The following is a 25,958-nucleotide window of genomic DNA, read 5'->3' on the forward strand; positions in this document are numbered from 1 at the left end:
TGCCTGAACGCCGCAGCGCGGCTCTACGCTGGTGGCATGCTGCTGAGCCTCACGAACGCACCCCGCGACTACGCCTGGGGATCCGACTCCCTCCTCGCCGCACTCGAAGGGCGCACGCCGACCGGTGCCCCCGAGGCGGAGGTGTGGTTCGGGGATCATCCCGGCGACCCCGCGGACGTCGCGGGTGGCGGTACCCTCGATCAGATCACCGGCGGCACGCTCCCGTACCTGTTGAAGCTGCTCGCCGCGGGCGGGCCGCTCTCGATCCAGGTGCATCCGACGATCGCGCAGGCGCGCGACGGCTGGGCGAGGGAGAGCGGGCTCGCCGCAGACGACCCGCAGCGCAACTATCGCGACGACAACCACAAACCCGAACTCATCGTGGCTCTCAGCGAGCGGTTCGAATCGCTGAGCGGCCTGCGCCCGGTGAAGGACACGCTCGCTCTGCTGGACCTGCTGGACGACAGCGACGGCGTCGCACAGCTCCGCGCCCGTCTCGGGGGCGGAGCCGATGAGCTGCGGGATGCCATCGGGTGGTTGCTCGGAGGCGACGTGCAGCGAGAGGTCGACGAGATCATCGCCGCGGTGGTGCGGGCAGCGGAGCGAACCGACACGGGGGAGTGGGGCACGACGCTGAGTGCCATCGCGGGCGTGGCGGCGAACTACCCGGGCGATCCTGGGGTGGTCGTGGCGCTGCTGATGAACCATGTCGTGCTGCGACGAGGAGAGGGCGTGTTCCTGCGCGCCGGCCTTCTGCATGCCTACCTCTCGGGTCTCGGCGTCGAGATCATGGCGGCGAGCGACAACGTGCTTCGCGGCGGCCTGACTCCCAAGCGCATCGACGTCCCCGAGCTGCTGGCGATCCTCGACCCGACGCCCGGTGAGGTCCCGGTGCTGCGGCCTGCGGAGGGCGACGCGGTCACGGTCTATCCGGTTCCCGTGCCCGACTTCGCGCTCAGCAGGGTCACGGTGGAGGGTGCTCCGATCACGGTCGAGGTCTCGGGACCGACGATGGTGCTCGCGACCGCAGGGGCCATCACGGTCACCTCTTCGTCCGGCGAGGAAGTGCAGGTCCCCGTGGGAAGCGTGGCTTTCGCGGGCGGCGACGAGAGCACGCTCACCGTGTCCGGCGAGGGCGAGGCGTTCGTGGCCGGACCGGGGCGCTGAACGCCGCGCGCTCGCCGCGCCGCGACACGCCGATGGATCGTCATGAACCTTCAAGACCGTATTGAGGGTTTACGATCCGCGACTTGACCGGAGCGAATGACACGGGTGTAATTAGTCATGCGCACGGCCCGCCGGGGGGCGGAGACAGGGTTGGAGATCGAGATGACGGGATACCGTTCCGACGTACCGGAGAATTGGTTCGTCGATCCGATCAACCTCGGTGTTCCCGGGGTGCGACGCACGGACGCCGCCGACGACGACAACGCCCTCGCCTGGCAGGCCGACGCCCTCTGCTCGCAGACGGATCCTGAGGCCTTCTTCCCGGAGAAGGGCGGATCGACCAGAGACGCCAAGCGGATCTGCACCACCTGCGACGTGCGTGGCGAATGCCTCGAATACGCGCTCAACAACGATGAGCGCTTCGGCATCTGGGGCGGACTCTCCGAGCGCGAGCGCCGCAAGCTCAAGCGTCGCGCCAGCTGATCGGCGTCGCGCCAGCTGATCGGCTGAGCCGGTCGCCGCGGGCTGCGGCCGCATCGCTTCGCAGGCGCGCCGCGTCCACTGCTCCAGGGCAGGTCTTGACACGCATAGGCTGACGACGTCATGCCAGCCCGAGTTCACGCAATCATCGTCGCGCGCCCCGGATCCTCGTCCCGCGCGCAACTCCTCCGCACTCTCGAAGCCGTTCGCTCCCAGACCTCGCCCGCCGAGGCGGTGACGCTCGTCATGTGCGGCGATGCATCTTCCCTGCGCGAGAGCGAAGCCGTCGCGGCCGTCGTCGAGGGGATCATCGAAGCTCGCACGACGACCTCGTTCGCTGAGGCGGTGGAGCTCGCGCGTCCCCGTGTGAACGCAGGCTCCGCGATCTGGCTGCTCGCGCAGGACACGGCTCCGCATCCGCGGGCGCTGGAGCGGCTCCGGGGAACGCTCGAGCGTTCGCCCTCCGCGGCGATCGTCGCGCCCAAGCTCGTCGCGACCGACAACGATCGGGAGATCGTCTCACTCGGTGTCAGCATGACGACGTTCGGTCGCTCGGTCGAACTCGCGGCAGGGGAACTCGACCAGGGACAGCACGACCGCATGGACGACGCGCTCGGTTCCGACGTGCGCGGCGTCCTCATCCGCGGAGAGGTCCGCGACGCGCTGCGACCCGATCCCGCGCTCGCCGGCGCCGACGAAGGCCTCGATCTGGGCGTCCGTGCGCGCCTGGGCGGCGGTCGGCTCGTGCTCTCACCGAGTGCGCGGGTCTCCGCGGCGCCGGGCGGTCCCGCCGCGCTGCCCTCCGGCCGATCCCGTCGCGCCTACGTCACCCGGCTGGCGCAGTTGCACCGGCGACTCGCATACGCCCCGGCGGGCGCGGTGCCGCTGCACTGGCTCAGTCTGCTCCCGCTCGCGCTGTGGCGCTCCATCACGCATCTCGTCGGCAAGCGGCCGGAAGCGGTGCTCCCCGAGTGGGGGGCGGCCCTCACCGCGATGCTGCGCGTCGGTGCGGTCGCGCGGTCCCGCTCGCGCATCCGCGCCTTCCGCTCTTCCACCTGGGCGAGCATCGCGCCGTTGCGGGTGACGTCGTCCGATCTGCGCCGGCGTCTCGATGACGGGCATGGCAGTGAAGGCGGTGCCGTCAGCGAACTCCGTTTCTTCTCCGGCGGCGGTGCCTGGGCCGTGCTCGCGGCGCTCGTCGTGAGCATCGCCTCCTTCACGACCCTGCTCGCGTGGCCGGCCCTCGGCGGCGGCGCGCTCCTGCCGCTGCGTCAGACCGTCTCGGCGCTCTGGAGCGATGCGGCGTGGGGCGCTCGCGGCACGGGGATCGGCCTCGTCGGCCCGGCAGACCCGTTCGCCGCGGTCGTGGCTGTGCTCGGCTCTCTGTGGCCGGCCGGACCGTCGTTCGTGATGGTGCTGCTGTGGATTCTCGCGCTTCCGCTCGCCGTCCTCGGAGGCTGGTTCGCTGCGACGCGAGTGACCGACCGGTCGGGGCTTCGTATCTTCGCCGGTGTCGCGTGGGCGCTGGCGCCCACCTTCCTCACTGCGCTCGTCGACGGCCGCCCGAGCGCCGTGCTGGTGCACCTCCTGCTGCCATGGCTCTTCCATTCCGCCGTGGTGGCGCACCGCTCCTGGGGTGCGGCCGGAAGCGCCTCCCTCCTGCTCGCCGCCGTGATCGCCTGTGCTCCGTCGTTGGCGCCCGCACTCGCGCTGCTGTGGGTCGTGGCGGTGGGTATCGTGCTCGGCACCGCGCAGTTCCGTGGGGCCGGACGTCTGCTGTGGCTGCTCGTGCCGACGGCCGCACTGTTCGCTCCACTCGTCTTCTGGCAGGTCGCACACGGGACGCCGTTGGCGATCCTGGGCGATCCCGGACTGGTGTGGGCGGGACCACAGGCGGCCGCCGACGCCGCGGGTCGGCTGGCGCTCGCCACCGGATTCCCCACCATGGACCTCGCGGGGTGGTCGTGGTTCGTTCCCGCGCCGATCGCTGCGTGGGCTCCGGTGCTGTGTGCGCCGATGGCCCTGCTCGCACTCGGCGCGGCCGTCGCCCCCCGGTGGCGCGCGGGCATCACACTGCTCGTCGTCGCTCTGGCAGGCCTCGCGACGGCGTTCCTCGCCGTCGGCATCACGGTGAGCTTCGCGCAGGGCACCGGAGTGGCGATCTGGCCCGGCGCAGGGCTCAGCCTGGCCTGGGTCGGGGTCGTGGGGGCCGCGCTCGTCACGCTGGACACCGCCATCACGCTTCCGAGGCTGCGGGTCCTCTCCGCCGTCGTCGCAGCGGTGGCGCTCGGAATCTGTGCCGTACCGGCGCTCAGCGCCCTCCACCTGGGTCGGTCGGTCCTCACGAACGGCCCCGAATCGACGCTGCCCGCCTACGTCGCCGCCCAAGCCGCCGGGGACCGTCCGCTCGCGACGCTCGTGATGACTCCGCAGAACGACGGAGGACTCGCGGTCGAGGTGGTCTGGGGGGCGAGCGAGACTCTCGGATCCCAGACCACGATGGTCTCGACCGCCGTCGAGCCGCAGGGGGACGACATCGCGACGCTCGCCGTCGATCTCCTCTCCGCCCGCGACTTCGATGCTCCGGGCGAGCTGGCTGCGAAGGGGATCAGCTACGTGCTGCTCTCGGAGCTGTCCGGGAGCGAAGGAGACAAGGCTCGCGCTCTGCGCACCGCGGCCGTCGCCTCGATCGATCAGCGTGCCGGCCTGGTCCATGCAGGCGAGAGCGATCGCGGAGTGCTCTGGCGTCTGGAGGCCGAGATCGCTGCGCCACCGACACTGACTTCCGCTCAGGAGGGAACCGCTCGCCTCGTGTTGACGATCCAGCTGCTGGCCGTCCTCGTGGCGCTGCTGCTGTCGATCCCGACCAGGGCTTCGCGTCGCGCGGCGCGAGCGCAATCCCGCATCGTCGGCCGCGCGCCGGATGAGCCGATGATCCTGCCTCGGCACGCGGAGGACCAGGTCTCGCTCGAGGAGCAGACGCCGGTCGGAGCGATCGAGGAGCCGCAGGACGAGGCCGCGCTGAACGACGAGGCGCTGGTTCCGATCGCCGAGCCCGATCCCATCGCCCAGGACCCTTCGGAATCCGTCGACGCGGAATCCGACGGGAGCGACGACGAGAGAGCCGAGACGACAGGGGAGGGGGACCGATGAGTGGTTCGCGTGCATTCAAGGTCGCCGCGACGGGTGCTCGCCTCGCCACCGGAGTCGCCGTCATCGCCGCCTGCGTCGTCGGGATCGTCGCCGCGGTCCACGCACCGTGGCCGGTCTTCCGGCATGATGCCGCCCGCGTCGACGTCACGCCGCTCCCCGGAGACAGCGTCCTGGTGTGCAACGGCGACCTGCGCGCGCTCGGACGGGACGCCATGGATCCGCTGGCGCTGAGCTCTGCGGGGTCGCCGACCCTTACGGCTGGCGGAACGTCGGGCGATCCGTCCTCGGCGGGTCTGACGGTGCAGGATCTTCCCGACGCGGGCGAGGTGCGCGTTCTCACGGGCGCTGTCGAAGGACGCTCAGCACCGTTGATCGCCGCCGCGGAGTCGATCACTCTCGCCACGGACGACCTCTCCGGATTCGCGGCCGCCGCCTGTGGAGTTCCCCGACTGAGTTCCTGGCTCGTCGGCGGGAGCACCGCCACCGGCACCGAGGACATCGTCACCCTGACCAATGCCGCGGAGGTCCCCTCGACCGTGACGCTGTCGGTCTACGGCGAGACCAGAAGCGCACGCACGGTCATCGTGCCCGCGCGCACGCAGACCGCGCTGCCGCTCACGTCGATCGCCGCCGGCGACACCGCGCCCGTCGTCCGCGTCGATGCGACCGGGGCTCCGGTCCGTGCGGTGCTGCAGTCGTCGCTCACCCAGGTGCTCGACCCCGCCGGCATGGACCTGCAGGACGCGGTGCCCGGCGCGCAGCAGAAGCTGGTGCTCACCGGAGTGGAGGTGTTCGCCTCTGACGGGGACGACGACGAGATGGCGGTTCTGCGCCTGCTCTCGCCCGGCGCGGACGCACGTGTTCAGGTCCGGGTCGTCGCGGAGGGTGCCGGTTCTGCAGCGGACGAGTTCACGGTTCCGCTCGAACCCGATCTCCCCGCTCAGGTTTCGCTCAGCGGTCTCGAACCCGGCCGTTACACCGTCGAGGTCGATTCGGAGGCACCGGTCGTGGCCGCGCTGCGCCAGCAGGACGGCTTCGGCCGTGATGCCGACTTCGCGTGGGTCACCCCGGCACCGGAGGTCGACGGCGAGGTGGTGTTCGCGGTGCCGTCGGGTCCGCCGGGCCGACTCCAGCTGGCGAACTCGTCGGATGAGGACGCCACGGTGACGATCGAGCCGCTCGACGGCGGAGCATCCCACGAAGTCCTGATAGCCGCAGGCGCGACGGCCGGGATCGATGTCGAGCCCGGTGCGACCTATCGGATGCAGTCGACGGGCCCGGTGCACGCCGCGGTCGCGCTCACCGCTCCGGGCGCGCTCGCCGTGCTGCCGGTGCAGCCGAGTGCCGGTGTCGAGAAGGCGATCGCGGTCTACCCCTGATCAGTTCCCGGGGGTGAAGACCCCGCGAGCTCAGTGCTCGTGGCCGAGGTCCCACGGCTCACGGCCGACGTACTCCGCGGCGGCCCGGAACACGGCGCTCTCGATCGCCATCCGGCGGTGCGGAGCGTCGTCGTGCCCCGGGGGCAGGAGCCGCTCGATGGGCAGCCGGAACAGCACGATGCGCCGATTCTCCCGATCGAGGTACCAGCGCGGTACCGCATCGGCAGCGTCGAATGCGGGAATCGCCCCGATCTCGAACCTGACGTCCTGCAGCTCTGGCCACGTCCCGCGTAGGAACTCAACGGCAGTGCCCACGGTCAGGTCGAAGCGATCGAGACGGCCGTCGAGCGGCGCAAGCGGCGGGCGCACGACTTCGCTGCGACCCAGACGCCCGTGGCGGCCGTGTCGCGCGCCGCGCCGTGGTGCGGCGGGGGCGTGAGCGGTGCGGCGACGGGGCATGTCGAAAGTCTAGGCCGTGCCGACGTGTGCGGCGCGGCATCCCCGGCTCGGATGCGCGCGACCGTACGCTGGCGGAGATGGACGGACGACTGTGCTCGAAGGTCGGCTGCGCGCGAGAAGCCGTGGCCACCCTCACTTACGACTATGGGGACAAGATGGCGGCGCTCGGTCCGCTCGGCGCCGCGAACGACCCGCAGGCGCATGATCTGTGCTCCCCGCACGCCGATCGGCTCTCGGTGCCCGCGGGCTGGCTCGTCGTGCGGCACGAGGCGCTTCGGGCCTGAGGAAGGCCCCCGACACGCGGTCACCTTCGCTATACCCGGAAATCATTTTTTGGGTACGCTGACTCCAGGCGTGCCAGGGCGGCGCTGCCGGAAAGGCACTCGTGATCGTCTGGCGTCGCTGGATCTTCCCCCTGCTTCTCGTCGTGGTCATCGGCGCGTGCGCCGCAGCACTCGTCAAGATCGCTTTCTTCCCTGACCGAGCCGAGAGCATGGTCAGCCCGGAAGCGACGATCACCGACCCGATCGTGGCGGTGGAGCGCGGATCCGTCGTGAATGCGCTGAGCCTGACCGGCAACGTCGCGCGCGATGAGATCTTCGCGGTTCGCAGCGAGATCGACGGCACGGTCACCGCCGTCCACGTGAGTGAGGGCGCCGCGGTGTCGGCCGGCCAGAAGCTGTTCACCATCCGTCAGGAAGATCCCCGCAAGGACATCGATGTGCTCGCGCCCGAGGCCGGCGACGTGTCCGAGATCGCGCTCGTGAAGGGGCAGCCGACCTCGGTGGGCACCGAGATCTTCAGTCTCACCCCCGCGCGCTACCACCTCCTCGCGACCGTCGACCCTGTGCAGCTGTACCGCCTCGTCAACGCGCCGACCGAGGGCACGGTCACCATCACGGGTGGTCCGGCACCGTTCGCCTGCACCGGCGTCCGTGTGCAGGTGACGGCAGAGGGCACCGCGAGCGTGCGCTGCGCCATCCCCGCCGGTCAGACCGTGTTCGCCGGACTCCCCGCGACGATGGACCTGGCCCTCGGCCAGGTCGAGGACGCGCTCGTGATCCCGGTCACCGCCGTCCAGGGCGGCGCGGGCTCCGGGAACGTGTGGGTCGATGCGGCCGACGGGGCAGAACCCGAGGAGCGCGCGGTGAAGCTCGGTGTGAACGACGGGACGATCGTCGAGGTCACCGAGGGGCTGGAGGAGGGCGAGAGCATCCGTCAGTTCGTGCCGGGCTTCGTCGCCCCCGTCGAGGAGTTCTGCTACGAGGTCTCGCCGGGCGTGGAGCAGTGCGACAGCGGGATGAGCTGGTGAGTCTGGTCGCTCTGGAGGACGTCACCAAGAGCGTCCTCCTGGCAGACGATTCGCGGCTCGAGATCCTCCGCGGCATCACGCTCGAGGTCGGCGCCGGTGACCATGTGTCGATCGTCGGCCGCTCCGGCTCCGGCAAGTCGACGCTGCTCAACATCCTCGGGATGCTGGACTCGCCGACGTCGGGCTCGGTGTCGTTCGAGGGACGGGAGGTTCGTCGCATGCGGTCGGGGCGTCTGGACCGGCTGCGCGGCGACAACGTCGGCTTCGTCTTCCAGCAGTTCAACCTGCTGCCGGGGCGCACCGCACTCGACAACGTGATGATGCCCCTCGGCCACGCGAAGGGGAAGGTTTTCTGGAACCGTCGGCAGATCGCCGCGGACATGCTCGAGCGGGTGGGACTCGGGCACAGGGTCGGGCAGATCGCCGACAAGCTCTCCGGCGGTGAGCAGCAGCGGGTCGCGATCGCCAGGGCACTGGTGCGCAGGCCCGTGCTGATCCTCGCGGACGAGCCGACGGGCGCGCTCGACATCGACACCGGCGCATCCGTCATGTCGCTCCTCGACGAGGTCGCCACCGAGACGGACGCCGCGCTGGTCACCATCACGCACGACCTCCACGTCGCGGCACGCGCGCGCCGGCACTACCGCCTGGATGCCGGACGCCTGGAGACCGCGGACCTCAGTCGCGCGTTCGAAGCCTCGACCCTCGCGGCTTCCGTGCCCTCCGCTCCGGCACCGCCCGTGACCGTGGCGCCGGCACCGCCCGTGACCGTGGCGCCCGCATCCGAGGTCGTGTCGTGACCGGCTTCCTCGGCGCGCTCTCCGATGCGTGGGCCGAGATCCGGGTGCACAAGCTCCGTGTGCTGCTCAGTCTGATCGGCATCGCTGTATCCGTCGGAGCGCTCACCGCGGTCGTGGCGATCTCGGAGTATCAGCGACAGTTCCAGGCGGAGCAGTCCGACCGCTGGGGAGGGCGCGCGGCCACGATCGTCGTGGCCGCGAGCACTGCCGACGGCACCCCCGTGGACGCCGATGACTTCGACGCCCGCTTCAGCCGAGTCTCCGAGCGATTCGGTTTCAGCCATACGGCGCGCATCGCGCAGGGGGTCATGCTGGACGCGCAGCTGCCGGAGGGGGTCACCCCGGTCCCCGCGCGCATCATGGATCCCGCCTACTCGCAGATCCACCGCGAGCAGCTTCTCGAGGGGCGCTGGTTCCTCGACTCCGATCTGGAGGCCCTGGCCCCGCCGGTGGTCATCACCGAGGCGCTGTGGGAGCGTCTGGGACGCGTGCCCCTGACGCAGCATCCGACCGTCGTGTTCGATGGTCCGGCCGGGGGCACCTATCAGGTGATCGGCATCGTCCCGCGGCAGGGCTTCGGTGACGAGGAGCTGCGGGTCGACCTGCTCTACGATGCGTATCGCTCTCGCGTGGACGCCCTGCCGCCGGATGCGACGACCCAGTACGAGATCTGGGTGGGCGCTCAGCAGGCTGACCAGATCGGACCGGTGCTCGCGATGGATCTGCGCGCAGGGCTGCCGGAGGGGCAGACGGTCTCGGTGAGCCGCACCGACTGGGCGGCTCAATCGGGCGCCATGGATGCGCAGGCCACGTTCGAGATGATCACGGGCGGAATCGCCGCCCTGATCCTCGCGCTCGGGGCCCTGAGCCTGATCAACATCCAGCTGGTCGCGATGCGCCAGCGCGTGCGTGAGATCGGGGTCCGACGTGCTTTCGGCGCCAGTTCAGGGCGGGTGTTCTTCGCCGTGTTCCTGGAGAGTCTCGTCGCCACGACGGTCGCCGGAGTGATCGGGATCGCGATCGTCGTCGCGGTGCTGCGCTCGGACTGGATCGTCACCTCGATGTTCTACGGCATCCAGGACGTGCCGCCGTTCCCGATGCGGGCTGCACTCATCGGACTCGTCGCCTCGGTGATCGTCGGCGCGGTGTCGGGTTTCATCCCCGCACTCGTCGCACTGCGGGTGAAGGTGATCGACGCGATCCGCTTCTGACGCACACACCGGGCGGGCGGCGTCGGGTGGAAGAATGTGAGGATGCCTGAGCTCGAGTACCGCGTCGCCGACCTGTCCCTCGCCGAAGCCGGCCGTCACCAGCTGCGCCTCGCCGAGAACGAGATGCCGGGATTGATGTCCCTCCGGGAGGAGTTCGGTGCGGCGCAGCCGCTGAAGGGCGCCAGGATCGCCGGCTCGCTGCACATGACGGTGCAGACGGCGGTGCTCATCGAGACGCTCGTGGCGCTCGGGGCGGAGGTGCGGTGGGCGAGCTGCAACATCTTCTCCACTCAGGACGAAGCGGCCGCCGCCGTCGTGGTCGGCCCGGGCGGTACGGTCGACGCCCCGGCGGGCGTGCCGGTCTTCGCCTGGAAGGGGGAGACGCTCGAGGAGTACTGGGCGTGCACCGAGCGCATCTTCGACTGGTCGTCGACGGGATTCGACGGTCCGAACCTCATCCTCGACGACGGCGGCGACGCCACGCTGCTCGTGCACAAGGGCGTCGAGTTCGAGAAGGCGGGCGCGGTCCCGGCGACGACGGAATCCGACTCGCACGAGTTCTCGGTCATCCTCGAGCTGCTGCGCGGGTCGCTCGCGTCGTCGACCGATCGCTGGACGAAGCTCGCGGCCGGACTCATCGGGGTGACGGAGGAGACCACCACCGGCGTGCATCGTCTCTATGAGCTCGCCGCCTCCGGGGAACTGCTCTTCCCTGCCATCAACGTCAACGACTCGGTGACCAAGAGCAAGTTCGACAACAAGTACGGTATCCGTCACTCGCTCCCGGATGGGCTGAACCGCGCCACCGACGTGCTCATGGGTGGCAAGATCGCCTTCGTGTGCGGGTACGGCGACGTGGGCAAGGGTGCAGCCGAGGCGCTCCGCGGACAGGGCGCCCGGGTGATCGTCAGCGAGGTCGACCCGATCTGCGCGCTGCAGGCGGCGATGGACGGTTTCCAGGTGGCACGCCTGATCGACGTCGCCGGCGAGGTCGACATCGTGGTGACCGGCACCGGCAACCGCGATGTCGTCACGACCGAGCATCTCCAGGCGCTGAAGCACCTCGCGATCGTCGCGAACGTCGGCCACTTCGACAACGAGATCGACATGGCGGGCCTCGAAGCCATCGAGGGCGTCGAGAAGATCGAGATCAAGCCGCAGGTGCACGAGTGGCGTCTGCCGAGCGGACGCAGCGTCCTGGTGCTCAGCGAGGGGCGACTGATGAACCTCGGCAACGCCACGGGGCATCCGTCGTTCGTCATGAGCGCCTCATTCACCAACCAGGTGCTCGCCCAGCTGGAGCTCTACACGAACATCGCCGCCTACCCCACGGGCGTGTACGTCCTGCCGAAGGCGCTCGACGAGAAGGTCGCACGCCTCCACCTCGACGCACTGGGAGTGCAGCTCACGACTCTCAGCGACGAGCAGGCGGCGTACATCGGTGTTCCGGTGGACGGACCGTACAAGCTCGAGCACTACCGCTACTGAGCGATCGCGAGACTGAGCATCCCGCCAGCCGGATCAGACGCCGACGCGCCGGCCGGTGAGTCGCTCGGCTCGATGGTCGGCGTTCTCCAGCGCGCGTCGCTCCCGCTCCCGGCGGAGCACCGTGATGCCCACCAGTACGTGTTCCGGCGGCGCGGAAGGCATCGGGGAGACGAAGGGTGTGGCCTCGGCGAGCAGGTCGTGCGCCACCCGCGCTCGAGCGGCGGGGACCATCCGCGGCGCGCTCACGAGGAACTGCGAGATCCGGCGTGCGAGCCGGTCGGGCATGCGCGCCACATCGGCGATCTGCGCCCAGCCATCGAGGGCAGGGGGCAGCACCGGGATGTGGGAGGGGAGTGCGGGCGTGCGGACGCGCTGGCTGTAGGTGCCGGCGACCAGGTCGCCCAGACGCTGCGATCGCGCCGTGAAGGCACCCGTGAGCACCGCGATGCCGCCGAAGGTCATGTAGATCTCCAGCACTCCGAGAAGCGCCCGGATGAACGCGTGCCGGAACCCGGCCGCACCGCCGTCCACGCGGACGATCCGCCCTCCGACGGCGAGCTTGCCGAGGCTGCGGCCCTTCAGGGCGACCTCCATCGTGATGGGCAGCACCACGAAGCTCACGACGATCGCCGCGACCGTGGCGATGCGGTCGGTGGCATCGCTGAGCACCCCGGCATCGAGCAGCCAGATGCGCAGGAAGAGCCAGAGGATGAACACCGCATATCCGAGGAGCATGTCGATCGCGGCGCCCAGCGCGCGGAGGAGGAAGCCGACCGGCTGCACGTCGATCGCGACGGCCTCGCCGGAGAGCACCTCGTCGGAGACGTCGATCGGGACGGACATGAGTACAGTAAATCAGGTGGATGCCGATGCGCTGACCGATGCTCGCCGTGCGGAATGGGAACGGCTCGAGGAACTCAGCCGCGCCCGGCTCGACGGCGCCGGGGTGGACGAACTGATCGTGCGGTACCGCGCCGCCTCTGCAGATCTCGCCGAGCTGAAGACGTCGGTCGGCGACTCTCCGCAGGGTGCCTACCTCTCCACGATCCTGGTCCGCGCCCGGCTGCGCCTCACCGGAGCCTCCGACAGCATCCTGACCCAGACCGCGCGGTTCTTCCGTCTGCAGCTTCCGGCCGCCCTGTACCGGTTGCGGTGGACGACACTGGTCATCGCTCTCGCTTTCATCGCCGTCGCGGTCGGCACAGCGGCGTGGATCGCGAGCGACCCGGCCCTCATCGCGACGCTCGGCCCACCCGACCAGCTCGAACAGTATGCCGATGAGAGCTTCACCGGTTACTACACCGAGAACCCCGCTGCCGAGTTCATGGGCATGGTCTGGACGAACAATGCCTGGATCGCCATGCAGTGCGTGCTCTTCGGCGTCACGGGGATCTGGCCGGTGTACATGCTCGTGCAGAACGCCATGGGCCTCGGTACGTCGGGCGCGGTGATGGCTGCGCACGACAAGGCCGATCTGATGGTGCTCTACATCCTTCCGCACGGCATGCTCGAGATGACCTGCATCTTCGTCGCAGCGGCCGCCGGTCTGCACGTGTTCTGGGCCTGGGTGGCTCCGGGGCACCGTACCCGTGGGGAAGCGCTGGCCGAAGAGGGGCGCTCACTCGCGACGGTCGCTCTCGGCCTCGTGTTCGCCCTGTTCCTCGCCGGACTCGTCGAGGGTTTCGTCACCGGTTGGGGGCTGCCGTGGCCGGTGAAGATCGGCATCGGCGCTGCCGCCCTGGCCGTGTTCCTCATCTACATGCTCGTCGTCGGCGGCCGCGCGCATCGACGGGGCGAGACGGGCGACCTCGTCGAGTACGAAGCCGGGACGCCGCGCCTCATCGCCGGCTGACCGCGGACGGGTCGAGGACAGCAGTCGTCAGAGCCGGCCCGCCGCCTTCAGCTCCAGGTAGCGGTCGGCGATGCGGGGCGGAAGCTGTTCCGGGTCGGCGGCGATCGCCTCGCCACCGGCTCTGCGGATCGCATCCGCGACGTTCTCGGCGTCACGAAGCGTCCGCTCCGCCGCGGCAGCGAGATAGACCTCTTCGCGGGAACCGCGTTCGCGCGCCAGCGCAGCGATGCCGTCATCGGTGACCGATCCGACGAGCACGGTGGTCGCACGTGACGCGTTCGGGAAGGCGCCGAGGAACCCTCGAGCGGATTCTGCCGCGTCCTGCGCGGTCAGCACGACGATCAGAGAAGGCCGCGTGGTGAGCGTGCGCACGGCGGCGAAGGCACCGTGCCAGTCCGTGTCCACCAGGCGCGCGTCCACGGGCGCCATGGCGTCGCTCATCGCCGGCAGGAGTGCCGCGCCGTCCACGCCGGTGACCCGGCCGCGCACCACGCGGTCGTACATCAGCAGATGCACGTGGTCACCCGCGCGAGCGGCGAGTGCAGCCAGCAGCAGCGCCGCTTCCAGAGCGGCGTCGACGCGGGTGCCGTCGCCGACGCGTGCGGCCGCCGTCCGACCGGTGTCGATGATGATGACGACATGCCGGTCGCGTTCGGGGCGCCAGGTGCGCAGCATCGTGGTGCCGGCGCGGGCGGTCGCGCGCCAGTCGATCGAACGCACGTCGTCGCCCCGGACGTACTCGCGCAACGAGTCGAATTCGGTTCCCTGGCCGCGGACCTGGATGCTCGTGTTGCCGTCCAGCTCGCGCAGTCGCGCCAGGCGCGAGGGCAGGTGCTTTCGCGAGGTGAAGGCGGGAAGCACCCGGATCGCGCCGCGGACCGGATGCCGTGCCTGCCGACCGGCGAGGCCGAGGGGCCCGCGGGAGCGGATCATCACGAACTCGCTCACCAGTTCGCCGCGTCGGCGGGGGGTGAGGGGGATGGCGACGCGGCCTCGCTCGCCCGGGGCGACCTGCAGCTGCTGTCTCTCCGCGGGAGCACCGGCCGTGGGCTGCCAGGCGTCGCGGAGCACTGCGTGCAGCGCCCTGGTGCCGTGGTTGTTCACGGCGACACTCACCGGGACCTGTTCGCCGAGTCGGGCGCGCTTCGGCACGCGGCGACTCACGGTCACCGACCGGGCGCTGGCGGCGAGAGAGACGTCCACGACCACCAGCAGGATGCACAGGCCGATCCAGGCGCCCAGCACCGCGTACGCCGGGTAACCCGCGAGCCCGGCGAGGACCAGCGGGACGATGCCGACGGCGAGAGCGACGGCGAGACGACCGGTGATGAACACCTAGATCGGTACCCTGGTCTGCTGCACCACCGAGGTGAGCACCGCGTCCGCGGAGACGCCCTCCATCTGCGCGTCGGGCCGCAGCTGGAGCCGGTGCCGCCATACGGGCACCAGCATCGTCTGCACATGATCGGGGGTCACCGCGGTGGAGGCGTTCAACCACGCCCAGGCCTTGGCCGCGGCGAGGAGGCCGGTCGACGCACGCGGGCTGGCACCGAGTTCCACGGAGGGGGACTGCCTCGTCGCTCGCGCCAGATCGACGACGTAGCCGAGCACGTCGTCGGTGACGTCCACCGAGGCGGCTGCCTGCTGCGCCGCGCGGATCTCGTCCGCAGAGACCACGGCCTCGACGCCGGTCAGCTCACGCGGGGAGAAGCCCTCGGCGTGCCGGCGGAGCACCGACACCTCGGCATTGCGTTCCGGCATACCGACGACGAGCTTCATCAGGAAGCGATCCAACTGCGCTTCCGGCAGTGAGTACGTGCCCTCGTGTTCGATCGGGTTCTGCGTCGCGGCGACGAGGAAGGGGTCGGGCAGCGAGCGGCTGATGCCGTCGGCCGAAACCTGGCGCTCCTCCATGGCTTCGAGGAGGGCGGCCTGCGTCTTCGGCGGCGTCCGGTTGATCTCGTCCGCGAGCAGGATGTTCGTGAAGACCGGGCCGGCACGGAAGTCGAACTCACCCGTGCGTGCGTCGTACACGAGGGAACCCGTGACGTCGCCCGGCATCAGGTCCGGCGTGAACTGCACGCGTTTCGTGTCGAGGCCGAGGGCGCGGGCGAACGAGCGGACCACCAACGTCTTGGCGACGCCGGGCACTCCTTCCAGGAGCACATGGCCGCGTGCGAGCAGCGAGACGAGGAGGCCGGTGACGGTGCCGGCCTGGCCGATGACCGCCTTATCGACCTCGGTGCGCACCCGGTGCATGGCCTGACGAAGCGCGGCGTCGTCGGTGGAGTGGTTCTCAACGGTCACGTGGTTCCCTCGGCTTCTGTGGGATGGATGGTCGGTCGGCGGGTGCTGGTCTCCACGGCCGCCTCGAGCTCATCGAGACGCCGAGCGAGGTCGACCAGGGCGGCGTCGTCGGTGGGAAGAGGTCCCGCCAGCAGCGTCTGCAGTGTTCCCCGAGGGATCCGGAGCCGGTCGGACGCGGCGTCGGCGACCTCGTCTGCGCCGGCATGCACGGCCAGGCCCAGTCGGCGGGCGAGGCGCCGCTGCGCGCCGTCGCGAAGGGCCTCTGCAGCGTGCGCGGCGTCGGCCGCTCTGGCCGTGAGGCGTGCACGACCGTGCATCGTCTCGGACGCGCGCACCGTCACCGGCAAGGTCTCGGCGACCAGGGGCCCGAAACGCTGACCGCGCCAGATCGACGCGGCGACCCCGGCGAGCAGCAGCAGGAGGATCGCCGGAGTGACCCAGGGCGGTGTGAGGCTCCCCAGCGTGTCGACCGACTTGCCCTCGATGTCGGAGTCACTGAAGCTCGGGACATACCAGACGACCCGCTCGGTCTGCCCGAGCAGCGCGAGCGCCAGGGCGGCGTTGCCGTTCTCCGCCAGGTACGCGTTGCTGAAGAGCCTGGTGCCCTCGACGACGGCGACGCGGTCACCGCCGCGGTCGTCGATGAGCACGGCGGCGCCGTCGGCATCGCCGAAGCACCCCTCAACTTCGGCGGCGGGCGCGAAGAGTCGATCGGCCCGGATCGTGCCGACCTCGGCGAACTCCGGGACATCGCATCCTGCCGTCACGGCCGCGCGTGTGCCCGGGGCGTTCTCGCCGATGCGCAGTGCGCTCATCAGGTGCGAGCTTGTCGAGAGGAAGACGACGCGATCCGCCGGTTCCATCAGCGTCTCCAGGGCGCCATCGGTCAGCGTGTACGGGTTCGCCATCACCAGCGTGGTTCCCCCGTCGACGGCGGCACGTGCCTCCGCCCGTGATCGGTGGATGTCGACCTCGACCCCCTGGTCACGCAGGATCTCCGCGAGGGCGAGGGCGCCGGAGTCATCACGCCCTTCGGGATCGAGAGCTCCGTGTTCGCCCGGCGGTGCAGCACTGACGCGGATGGCGACGAAGACGACGAGCACGACGAGGACGACGAGGATCAGCCAGCCGACGATGGACTTCGTCCTGCGCGGTCGGCGCTCGGCCGTCGCCGGGACACCGCTCTGCTCGGTTGCGGTCATGCGGGCACCGCCTCGAGCCGACGGGTGCGGAGACGCTCGTCGGTTGCCGCGAGGTCCTGATAGATCTCTTCCGTCGCCGGGCGGCCGAGGTAGCGGACGTCGTCGAACGCCACGGCCGCGCGGCGCAGGGCCGGGGCCTCGTCAGCGAAGACGGCGGCGGCGTCGCGGGCTATCGACTGCGCGGTGGCACCGGGAGCGGGGTCGATCAGATCGCGTTCCAGCAGGCTGCGCGCGATCGCGCGGTAGCGGAGGATCGTCGCCGTGTTCCAGTCGCCGGCACGGGCACTGCGCTCGGAATCGGACCGGAGCTGCGCTGCCGTGCGGTCATCGGACTCGCCGAGGAGGTCGCCCCGTGCACGTCGCACGGCACGGGAGCTGCGCGGCCGACCCCAGATGACGAGGGCCGCGATGAGAGCCGCCACGATGAAGACCGTCACGATGATGAGGGCGGACGGGCCGATGTTCGCCCCGTTTTCCGAGCTGAACAGATCGGCGAGGAAGCGGCCGATGTCCCGCGCGACCAGATCGAACCACGTGGGCTTCGCATCCGCATACCGCGGGTTGGCGAGCTCGTCTTCCGCCCATCGGCGTGCCTCATCCCCGTCGGGGATGAACAGGTCGTCGAACCGGGAGATCATGCCGTGTCGTCGCTGCCGGGAGCAGCCCAGCCTCCGTCAGCGGGGCCGGGCGTCGGGCGAGGCGTGACGGCACTCGCCGCAGGGGGCGGCGGCGTTGGGAACGCCCCGGGTGCGTCCGCGACCGGCGCGGGTGCGGTCGTCGTCACGCCGTTCTGCTGCGGCGCGTGCGGCTGCTGCCCGTAAGACTGTCCGGGGTACGGCTGCGGCTGCGGTGCGTATGCCTGCGGTTGCTGCGGATACGACTGTCCCGGGTATGGCTGCGGGTAGGCGCCCTGTGCCATCAGCGCGTGGTCCGGCACCTGCCGGGGCGGAGGCGCCGAGCTGACGGCTCGCGCGGGATCGACGATGAACGGGTCGCCCAGCTCCTCGTCCGCCCTCCCGAGATCACGGTGCTCGACATAAGCGATGAGCGTCTGGTCCAGCCCCTCGTACCGCATCCGGCAGTCGAGGTAGACGAGCGCCGAACCGGTGCTCTGCACGACGAGGGTGATCGCCTGGATGACGAGGAGCAGGATCTGGGGTGCGAGGAAGGCGAGGACGAAACCGACGATGGCGCTCGGATCTTCGGCGCCCGTCGGCGCGATGACCGACCCGAGAAGGCTGCTCAGCAGCGTGGCCGGGATGCTGACCACCTGCGCCGCGACGCCCATGATGGCGCTGATGAGGAAGGTGACCCCGAAGGCGACCCAGAAACGGCCCCGGGTGAGTCGCCAGGAGCGCACGAAGGCGTCGCGGAACCGTGCGCGCTCGAGGACGAGGATCGACGGCACCAGCAGCAGCTTCGTCGTCAGCCAGACGGACAGCGGGATCGCGGCGAGTCCGAGGAGGACCACGACGAGGACGACGATCCCGATGAGCTCGACGCTTCCCCCCGCACCACCGGCCACGAACGCGGCAATGATGGTCACGACGATCGCGAGGACACCGAACAGTGCGATCACCGAAAGCGACGCGAAACCGGCGAGACGCCAGAAAGCCGGCGCCATCCGGCGCCAGAGCATCCGCAGCGTCGCTTTGACCCCGACGGCGGCGTAGCCGATCTCCGCGGCGACCACGCCCTGCATCATGGCCGTGAAGGCGATCGAGGCCAGTCCGACGCCGAGGCCGGCGATGAGGTTGATGCCGATGGTCCCGGCCAGCACGGCCTCGAAGTCGGGCGAGGAGGGGGAGACGGTCTCGAGGCGCGAGAAGGTCGTGAACAGGACGACCCCCATCACGGACGCCGTGACGACGGTCGCGACGAGCTGGATCACGACGGCGAAGCCGAACAGCACCTTCGGGTTGTGTCGCAGCGCCGCGAAGGCCCTGCCCAGCAGCATCCCGAACGTCAGCGGATGAAGGGGGATGATCCCCTTCTTCGGCGCGGGCGTCCACATCTGGCCACTCAAAGGCACTCCCTCCATGGTGGCTCCATCGTGTCACACCGCACACGTGGTGCGCAGACCTGGGGTCGGCGGGACTCGGTGCCATAAGGTAACAGTTATGACCTCACGCATTCTCGTGGTCGACGATGACACAGCGCTCGCCGAGATGATCGGCATCGTGCTGCGCACCGAGGGATTCGAGCCGGTGTTCTGCGCAGACGGCGCGCGAGCCGTCGACGAGTGGCGCTCGCAGCGGCCCGATCTCGTGCTGCTCGACCTCATGCTGCCCGGGATGGACGGGATCGAGATCTGCACCCGCATACGCGCGGAATCAGGCGTGCCGATCATCATGCTCACGGCGCGCAGCGACACCGCGGACGTCGTCCGCGGACTCGAGGTGGGCGCCGACGACTACATGGTCAAGCCCTTCAACCCGAAGGAGCTCGTCGCCCGGATCCGCACCCGACTGCGTCCGACGCCGCAGACCACCAGCGAGCAACTGCGGGTGGGGGACCTCACCGTCGATGTCGACGCCCATGAGGTGCGTCGCGGCACGGCGCCGATCGCGCTCACACCGCTGGAGTTCCAGCTGCTGGTCGCACTCGCCTCCAAGCCGCAGCAGGTGTTCTCCCGCGAGATGCTCCTCGAGCAGGTGTGGGGGTATCACTACAAGGCCGACACCCGTCTGGTGAACGTGCACGTGCAGCGCCTCCGCGCGAAGGTCGAGCTCGACCCGGACAACCCGAAGATCGTGATGACGGTGCGTGGCGTCGGCTACCGTGCCGGGAGCGTCGGCTAGGAGCACGATGGCCGCGACGACAGCGACCACCACGACGGTCGCTGTCCTGCGCGACTGGCGCGGCTGGCCGACGATGCTCGGCACCCTGTGGCGTCGCTCGCTGCGGTTCCGCACTCTGTCCATCACACTGCTCGCGACCTCGCTGGCGATCTTCATCACCTGCGTGACGATGGCTCTCGTGATCCAGAACGACCTCTTCATCTCCCGCAAGACGGTCGCTCTCGAAGACGCACGCCGCGCGGTCGACCAGGCCCAGCGCATCCTCGACGTGGCGGAGGTGGGAGATGATCCCGCTGCGCTCTCGAGCCTCTGGGCCGGCATCCAGGACACGCTCGCTCGCACATCGAGTACCGATCAGCTCGCGGGCTACAAGATCGACACCGGCGCGGACACCGCGCGGCTGAACGGCTTCGAGGCGGGATTGAACGAGAGCCTGTTGAGCCCGAACCTCCGCGCCCGGGTGGTCAAGCTCGACGATCGCCAGGCGTGGCAGTCGGTGGCGCTCCCGGTGGCGGACGGCGCGGCGGTTCCCGGCATCGTCGTGGGGCAGCAGCTGCAGGTGCCCGAGGCCGGACCCTTCGAGATCTACTTCGCCTACGACCTCGGCGATGCCGATCAGACCCTCGTGTTCGTGCAGCGCACACTGTGGATCGCCGGGATCGGGCTGGTGGCCATCGTCGCCGCGATCTCGTGGATCGTGCTGCGGGCGGTGGCTTCCCCGATCGTGCAGGCCGCGGAGACGAGCGCACGTCTCGCTGCGGGCGAGCTCGGAGTGCGCATCGACGTGCACGGCGAGGACGAACTCGCCGTGCTCGGTCGGTCCTTCAACGCGATGGCCGACAGCATCGAGGCGCAGATCAAGGAGCTCGGCGAGCTGTCGATGGTGCAGCAGCGCTTCGTCTCCGATGTCTCGCACGAGCTCCGCACTCCGCTCACCACGATCCGGCTCGCCGCCGACATGCTCAACGACCAGCGCGAGGAGTTCGATCCCACCACCGCACGCACCGCTGAACTGCTGCACACGCAGGTGCAGCGGTTCGAGACACTGCTCTCCGACCTGCTGGAGATCAGTCGGTACGATGCGGGGTCGGTGCAGCTCGAGTTGGAGGCGACGAGCCTCGCGCATCTGGCGGAGGACATCATCGATCAGATGCGACCGCTCGCGGAGGGACACGGCACGGAGCTGAGGCTGGTCGCCCCCGGCGGGTATTCGCCGGTCGACATGGACCCGCGGCGCGTGCGGCGAGTGCTGCGCAACCTGATCGGCAACGCCATCGAGCACGGTGAGGGGCGCCCGGTCGTCATCACGATCGACAGCAACCAGCATGCGGTGGCAGCGGGCGTGCGAGACTTCGGGATGGGAATGGAGCCGGACGACGCGGAACGGGTGTTCGACCGATTCTGGCGCGCTGATCCCTCTCGTCAGCGGACGATCGGAGGGACCGGGCTGGGACTGTCCATCGCGCTCGGCGACGCCACGCTGCACGGCGGTACGCTCGCCGTCTGGTCGGAGCTGGGCGTCGGCACGAACTTCGTCCTCACCATCCCTCGTCACGACGGTGTGCTGGACGGCCCGAGCCCCGTCCCGATCGAACCGCAGGAGCCCCTCGCCGAACTCGGGGATGCGACCCAGCCGATCTCCCTGGCCGAGCCTCCTCCCGAGCTCTTCGACGAGAGTGACAGATCATGAATCGGACGAGGTGGACGAGGACGCTGCGCGGCGGCGCGGTGGCCCTCGTGGCGCTCCTGCTCTCGGCCTGTGCCGGGCTTCCGACCAGCGGTGGGGTCTCGGTGGGGCTCGAGCTCGGCGAGTCCACGCAGGATGTCGACTTCCTCCCCGTGGCCTCCGGGCCGATCAAGGGCGCCGGTCCCGAGGAGATCGTCGAGGGATTCCTCGAAGCGGGGATCACGACGTCCGACAACTGGGCGACGGCGCGGGAGTTCCTCGCTCCCGACCTGCAGCGCACGTGGCGGCCGGCGGCGGGGGTGTCGATCGACACCGGAACGGACACGCGGACCATCACCTCGACCGTTCCTCCCGCGGACGTCGAGGATGCGGACTCGGCCGACGTCCAGGTCCTGCTCGATCTGGTCGCCAGCGTCGACGATGCCAACACCTATTCGGAAGCGCTCGGAGCCTCCACCATGCCGTTCACGCTGCAGCGCATGGAGGACGGCGAATGGCGCATCACGGAAGCGCTCGACGGGATCGTGATCGATGAGCCGCGGTTCGAGAACGTCTTCGAGGGCTATCCGCTCCAGTACTTCGACCTCAGCTGGTCGCGACTGGTACCCGACATGCGGTGGTTCCCGCGGCGGCAGAGTCCGGCGACGACGGTGACGCAAGCCCTGATCGGCGGTGCTCCCAGCGATTGGCTCGACCCGGCCGTGCAGAACGCCTTCCCTGCCGACGTGCAGCTTGCCCAGGATGCCGTCCTCATCACCGGGCAGGTGGCCGACGTCGCCCTCACCCGTCCGGCGACCGCGCTCGACGAGACCACGCTCTCTCGCATGCGCACGCAGTTGCAGGCCACTCTCCGGGCCGCGGGGGTCGCCGTCACCCGCGTGCAGTTCACCGTGGACGGCCGTAGCGTCGACGCCGGGGTCGTCGACGTCGTGGAGCCGTCGGCGGAGATTGGCACGCTCGTGCTGCAGAACGGCGCGTTCGGTCGCATCGTGGGGGACGAGATCTCCCCGATCGCCGGGATCAGTACCGAGATCGCTGCGATGCCGCAGCCCATCGCATCGATCGATGTGGCACTCGACGACTCCATCGCGGCCGTCCAGCTCGGTGACGGGCGGGTGTACCGGGTGGGCGATGGAAGCCGCAACGAGTTCGATGCGCCACCGGGGCTCATCGAACCGTCCCTGGATCCATACGGTTACACCTGGACCGTTCCTGAAGGAGACCCGGCGGCCCTGCAGGCCTGGGGGAGCGATATCGCCGCGCACGCGATCGGGAATGCGTGGCCGACGGCGTCAGCGATCTCGGACCTGCGCGTCGCCGGAGACGGCAGCCGCGTGGCAGCGGTGGTCACCGTCGGCAAGCAGCGCTGGGTCGTCGTGGCCGCCGTCGTCCGCGACTCGGCGGGACTCCCGGTGGAACTCGGAGATGCCAAGCAGCTGGTGCAGATCGACGAGCCGGCGACCGGTCTGGTGTGGCTGGGGCCGGATCGGCTGGGTGTGCTGGTGGATCCGGTCAGCCCCCGGCTCATCACCCAGACGGTGGGCGGACCCGGCACGTCGGAGGCCGCTCCGGGCGACGCCGTCTCGGCCGCAGGTGCGCGGACCACTGCCGGCGTTCGCATCCTCGGCGCCGGCGGGCAGCTGTTCGCTCATGCGGGGTCGGCGTGGCGCGAGGTGGCGTCCGACGTCTCGGTGCTCGCCACGCGCGTCGGAGAGTGACTCTTCCTGCACGCCAGGGGACTGGTCGCGGTTCTCGGCGGCAGCGGCTTCTTCGTCTGCGTGGTCGAGGGCGCGGCCCCAGAATCGTCGGATGCGGACATCTTCTCGTCTCCTCGGTGTCGGAACGGAGTTGGCGGCGTTCCTGCTGGCGGCGACGTGCGCAGGCTGTGACCAGCCGGGAACGCTGCTGTGTCCGCGGTGCCGGTGCGACCTGACACCGCGCCCGCGATCCTCGCTGACGCCGGGAGGTCTGCCTGTGCACGCCGCGCTCGAGTTCGAAGGGGTCGCGGCACGCTGCATCCGCCGGCTCAAGGGTGAGGGTGAGACGTATCTCGCGCGGCCGCTGGCCACGGCGCTCGCGACGGTGCTCTCCCCATTCGTGACGCCGATGACCTGGATCGTGCCGGTCCCCACCGCGCGAAGAGCGTTCCGCCGCCGTGGCTATCGCGTCCCCGAGCTGCTGATCCGTCGTGCACACGCACAGCCGCAGCCGCTGCTCGCGGTCGTGGCCGCAGCGGCCGACCAGCGTGGCCTGGGTGCGCGTGAGCGCGAGGAGAACGTTCGCGGCACGATGCGTGCACGGGGACGGGGAGGGGGCGCCGAGGTCGTGCTCGTCGACGACGTCGTCACCACCGGTGCCACGCTCGACGAGGCAGCCAGGGCGCTCCGAGCGGCCGGCTTTCGCACTGTGGTGGCGGTCGCGCTCGCCGCCACGCCGCATCGATCGGGATTCTGAGGAACCTCATCGAGAACGCACCGGCGACACAGGGTCGCAACCCCGTGACATCCGTCGACGGTCGGACTACGGTGGGGTGACACAAGGCGACCACGGTCCGCCCTTGGCCGGGAGGACCGGGACAAGGAGGCAGCAATGGAAACAAGCATCGTTGGCGTCGGAGTGGGTATCACCGATCGCTTCCGAACCGTTGTCGAAGAGAAGATCGCCAAGGTCCAGATGTTTGCGTCACGGGCGCAACGGTTGGACGTCAAAGTCACCCACCGCGTGTATCGCAACGGCCGCATCCCGGACGAGACCGTCGAGCTGACGCTGGTGGGCAAGGGACCGGTCGTCCGCGCGGAGGCGACGGACGGCGACAAGTTCGTGGCTCTCGACCTCGCCATCGACAAGATGTCCGAGCAGCTTCGTCGTGCGAAGGAGAAGCGTGTCGATGGCCGACAGCACCCGCGCGGCGCCCACTTCGAGAAGGGCAGCGGATCGCTGGAAGGCATCGACGTCCAGCCGGCATCCGCGGATGTTCTTCATGCCGTCGCGACGGGCAACGTGCCGGTGCAGCAGCCGGAAGACGAGACCTACTCGCCCGTCGTCATCCGCACGAAGAGTTTCGACGCCGAGTGGATGACTGTGGAAGAGGCGGTCGATCGGATGGAACTGGTCGGACACGACTTCTTCCTCTTCGTCGATGTCCGCACCGACCACCCGAGCGTCGTGTACCGACGCAAGGGCTGGGACTACGGCGTGATCGCACTGAGCACGCAGGCGCCGCCGTCTGAGGCGCTCGCTTCCTGACGGAGTCGCAGAACGGCCCGGTCCCTCGCGGGACCGGGCCGTTCTGGCGTCTGAGGACGCAGGTGCGGGTCGTCAGTCGAAGATGCCGTCCAGGAGGCTGCCGATCACGAGTCCGCCGAGGATGCCGGATGCGAGGTCGCCGCCGCCACCACCGCGCCGCGGCCCGCCGCCCCAGCCGCCACCGCCGCCCCAGTCCTGATCGCGCGGACGCGAGGAATCGATGTCGCGCTGGGCGAGCTGGAGAGCCTCGGAAGCGAGGTGCGCGACCCGACGGGCCTGCACCAGGGCGGCTTCGCGCGTGTCCTCCGCTGGCAGGAGATCGGAGACATCGACGCGGAGTCGCTCGGCCTCGGCCAGGCGCGTGCGGGCGTCGGCACCGATCCAGCCGCGGTGGCCGGCGATGAGGCCGCGCGCGACGCCGAGCTGACGGTCGGCGTCGTCGATCGCATGCTGCACCTGGGCGAGGCTGGGGAGTGGATTCTCGGCGCGGTGCCGGGCCTTGGCGATCGCCTCGTCCAGCGCGGAGTTGGCGTCGCGCAACTGGGACAGCTCGGCGAACGGGTCATTGGGCTGACCGGCCGGTGTGAGAGCGGCGAGGGCGGCTTGGAGCGCGGCCACCGCTTCGGCGACGGCCGGCACCGACGGGGCGTTGCGTGCCGCGATGAGGTCGCCGCGCGAGTCGGCGACGACTTCGGCGAGGGTGGATTCTGCTCGGAGTGCCTCGATCTCGAAGTCCTCGACCGCATCCAGAAGCGCGGATGCGCGCCGGGTGGCCTCGGTCGCTGTCTCGAGGGCGACATTCGCCTCTTCGTTCTGTTTGGCTGCACGACGGCGTTCGGAGATGTCGGCGCTGTGGGTGGCGAAGCGGATGAGCTGCTCGGCCTCGGCGGCGCTGGCGGTGATCTGGTGCATCGCGGAATCGGCGTAGCGAGCCGAGAGGCGTGCGACGGCCTCGTTGGTCTGGGGGATGCGGGTGCTGAGCGCGGCGGCATCCGCCCGCACCTGCGCGATGATCTCGGGTGCTCGGCGAACCTTGGCGACGGATTCGGCGAGGACGGAGGTCTTCTCGTCGAGAAGGTCCTGAGCCCAGTCGCAGAGCTGCAGGATGCGCGCATTCCGCGTGCGCAGCTCCTCGGCCGTGTCGGGGATCTCGTCATGGTTCAGCTGGTGGAGCTGGAATGCCTCGCGCAGATGGGTGCGCACCGCGGTGAGAGCCGTGCGCAGGTCGGCGGTCAGCGATTCACCCAGCTCGGCCTCGGCGAAGGAGAGCTCGTCCGACGTCGTGCGAATCCGCTCGTCGGCGCCGACCAGCGCCTGCTCGGCGCGACGTGCGAGATCGGCGTCCTGTGCGGCGAGTTCTTCCTGTTCGCGTTTGCGTCTGCCCCAAATTCCAGCCATAGGTCGATCCTAGTTT

23 protein-coding genes are annotated in these 25,958 nt (G+C 70.0%); 15 read left to right on the plus strand and 8 right to left on the minus strand.

Going from position 1 to position 25,958, the window contains the following annotated elements; all coding sequences use genetic code 11:
* The first annotated feature begins 36 nt into the window (after positions 1–36).
* The 4 genes from manA (at position 37) to CQ034_RS01235 (ending at position 6,179) form a co-directional block, all read left to right on the plus strand.
* The gene (manA, locus tag CQ034_RS01220; protein ID WP_105709661.1) at positions 37–1,167 is read left to right on the plus strand and encodes a mannose-6-phosphate isomerase, class I; all 1,131 of its coding nucleotides are present in this window, start codon (positions 37–39) and stop codon (positions 1,165–1,167) included.
* 162 nt (positions 1,168–1,329) lie between these two features.
* Positions 1,330–1,650: a WhiB family transcriptional regulator gene (locus CQ034_RS01225; protein ID WP_081859873.1), complete on the plus strand. Its 321-nt coding sequence runs from the start codon at positions 1,330–1,332 to the stop codon at positions 1,648–1,650.
* A 120-nt stretch (positions 1,651–1,770) separates the two neighbouring features.
* Positions 1,771–4,800: a glycosyltransferase gene (locus CQ034_RS01230; RefSeq protein ID WP_105709662.1), complete on the plus strand. Its 3,030-nt coding sequence runs from the start codon at positions 1,771–1,773 to the stop codon at positions 4,798–4,800.
* Complete coding sequence (locus CQ034_RS01235; protein ID WP_105709663.1) at positions 4,797–6,179, plus strand: DUF5719 family protein; 1,383 nt, start codon at positions 4,797–4,799, stop codon at positions 6,177–6,179. Before CQ034_RS01230 ends, CQ034_RS01235 begins: the two co-directional genes overlap by 4 nt.
* A 30-nt stretch (positions 6,180–6,209) precedes the next feature.
* Here CQ034_RS01235 and CQ034_RS01240 read toward each other — a convergent pair whose 3' ends face one another.
* Positions 6,210–6,638, minus strand: a complete 429-nt coding sequence (locus CQ034_RS01240; protein WP_231481666.1) for a hypothetical protein — start codon at positions 6,636–6,638, stop codon at positions 6,210–6,212.
* Positions 6,639–6,715: 77 nt separating this feature from the next.
* Here CQ034_RS01240 and CQ034_RS01245 point away from each other — a divergent pair, with 77 nt between their 5' ends.
* The 5 genes from CQ034_RS01245 to ahcY all read left to right on the plus strand — a co-directional run bounded on the left by CQ034_RS01245 (position 6,716) and on the right by ahcY (position 11,449).
* Entirely contained in the window at positions 6,716–6,922 is a 207-nt protein-coding gene (locus CQ034_RS01245; protein ID WP_029261978.1) for a DUF3499 family protein, read from the plus strand.
* A 101-nt stretch (positions 6,923–7,023) separates the two neighbouring features.
* Positions 7,024–7,950, plus strand: coding sequence for an efflux RND transporter periplasmic adaptor subunit (locus tag CQ034_RS01250; RefSeq protein WP_029261977.1), 927 nt, complete (start codon positions 7,024–7,026; stop codon positions 7,948–7,950).
* A complete protein-coding gene (locus CQ034_RS01255) occupies positions 7,947–8,750 on the plus strand; it encodes an ABC transporter ATP-binding protein (RefSeq protein ID WP_105710315.1) in 804 nt (267 codons plus the stop codon). Before CQ034_RS01250 ends, CQ034_RS01255 begins: the two co-directional genes overlap by 4 nt.
* Entirely contained in the window at positions 8,747–9,961 is a 1,215-nt protein-coding gene (locus CQ034_RS01260; RefSeq protein WP_105709664.1) for an ABC transporter permease, read from the plus strand. Before CQ034_RS01255 ends, CQ034_RS01260 begins: the two co-directional genes overlap by 4 nt.
* Positions 9,962–10,003: 42 nt before the next feature.
* A complete protein-coding gene (ahcY, locus tag CQ034_RS01265; RefSeq protein ID WP_105709665.1) occupies positions 10,004–11,449 on the plus strand; it encodes an adenosylhomocysteinase in 1,446 nt (481 codons plus the stop codon).
* 33 nt (positions 11,450–11,482) lie between these two features.
* On the opposite strand, the gene CQ034_RS01270 is transcribed toward ahcY, so the two are convergent.
* On the minus strand, positions 11,483–12,292 hold the full coding sequence (locus CQ034_RS01270; protein WP_105709666.1) for an RDD family protein: 810 nt from the start codon (positions 12,290–12,292) through the stop codon (positions 11,483–11,485).
* A 16-nt stretch (positions 12,293–12,308) separates the two neighbouring features.
* Between CQ034_RS01270 and CQ034_RS01275 the strand changes: the two genes are divergently transcribed.
* Positions 12,309–13,301 (plus strand): stage II sporulation protein M, encoded by a 993-nt coding sequence (locus tag CQ034_RS01275; protein WP_105709667.1) that lies wholly within the window; start codon positions 12,309–12,311, stop codon positions 13,299–13,301.
* 27 nt (positions 13,302–13,328) lie between these two features.
* On the opposite strand, the gene CQ034_RS01280 is transcribed toward CQ034_RS01275, so the two are convergent.
* From CQ034_RS01280 to CQ034_RS01300, 5 genes are read right to left on the minus strand one after another with little or no spacing between them, the layout of a single operon-like run.
* Entirely contained in the window at positions 13,329–14,636 is a 1,308-nt protein-coding gene (locus tag CQ034_RS01280) for a DUF58 domain-containing protein (RefSeq protein ID WP_105709668.1), read from the minus strand.
* On the minus strand, positions 14,637–15,560 hold the full coding sequence (locus CQ034_RS01285) for a MoxR family ATPase (RefSeq protein ID WP_258134096.1): 924 nt from the start codon (positions 15,558–15,560) through the stop codon (positions 14,637–14,639).
* A gap of 44 nt (positions 15,561–15,604) precedes the next feature.
* Entirely contained in the window at positions 15,605–16,810 is a 1,206-nt protein-coding gene (locus CQ034_RS01290; RefSeq protein WP_105709670.1) for a DUF4350 domain-containing protein, read from the minus strand.
* A complete protein-coding gene (locus CQ034_RS01295; RefSeq protein ID WP_105709671.1) occupies positions 16,807–17,448 on the minus strand; it encodes a DUF4129 domain-containing protein in 642 nt (213 codons plus the stop codon). Before CQ034_RS01295 ends, CQ034_RS01290 begins: the two co-directional genes overlap by 4 nt.
* A complete protein-coding gene (locus CQ034_RS01300; RefSeq protein WP_258133925.1) occupies positions 17,445–18,851 on the minus strand; it encodes a hypothetical protein in 1,407 nt (468 codons plus the stop codon). Before CQ034_RS01300 ends, CQ034_RS01295 begins: the two co-directional genes overlap by 4 nt.
* Before the next feature lie 79 nt (positions 18,852–18,930).
* On the opposite strand from CQ034_RS01300, the gene mtrA reads away from it, so the two are divergent.
* The 5 genes from mtrA (at position 18,931) to hpf (ending at position 24,544) form a co-directional block, all read left to right on the plus strand.
* Positions 18,931–19,611 (plus strand): MtrAB system response regulator MtrA, encoded by a 681-nt coding sequence (gene mtrA, locus CQ034_RS01305; protein WP_029261966.1) that lies wholly within the window; start codon positions 18,931–18,933, stop codon positions 19,609–19,611.
* A gap of 7 nt (positions 19,612–19,618) precedes the next feature.
* On the plus strand, positions 19,619–21,301 hold the full coding sequence (mtrB, locus tag CQ034_RS01310) for an MtrAB system histidine kinase MtrB (protein ID WP_029261965.1): 1,683 nt from the start codon (positions 19,619–19,621) through the stop codon (positions 21,299–21,301).
* Positions 21,298–23,016 (plus strand): GerMN domain-containing protein, encoded by a 1,719-nt coding sequence (locus CQ034_RS01315; RefSeq protein WP_258133927.1) that lies wholly within the window; start codon positions 21,298–21,300, stop codon positions 23,014–23,016. The genes mtrB and CQ034_RS01315 overlap by 4 nt, the downstream gene beginning before the upstream one ends.
* A gap of 256 nt (positions 23,017–23,272) precedes the next feature.
* Positions 23,273–23,752: a ComF family protein gene (locus tag CQ034_RS01320; RefSeq protein ID WP_231481859.1), complete on the plus strand. Its 480-nt coding sequence runs from the start codon at positions 23,273–23,275 to the stop codon at positions 23,750–23,752.
* A 135-nt stretch (positions 23,753–23,887) separates the two neighbouring features.
* The gene (hpf, locus tag CQ034_RS01325; RefSeq protein WP_029261962.1) at positions 23,888–24,544 is read left to right on the plus strand and encodes a ribosome hibernation-promoting factor, HPF/YfiA family; all 657 of its coding nucleotides are present in this window, start codon (positions 23,888–23,890) and stop codon (positions 24,542–24,544) included.
* Positions 24,545–24,616: 72 nt separating this feature from the next.
* On the opposite strand, the gene CQ034_RS01330 is transcribed toward hpf, so the two are convergent.
* Positions 24,617–25,942, minus strand: coding sequence for a hypothetical protein (locus CQ034_RS01330; protein ID WP_105709673.1), 1,326 nt, complete (start codon positions 25,940–25,942; stop codon positions 24,617–24,619).
* Between the last annotated feature and the right edge of the window lie 16 nt (positions 25,943–25,958).

Source organism: Microbacterium sp. MYb45, from assembly GCF_002979655.1.
In the GTDB taxonomy this organism is placed as follows: domain Bacteria; phylum Actinomycetota; class Actinomycetes; order Actinomycetales; family Microbacteriaceae; genus Microbacterium.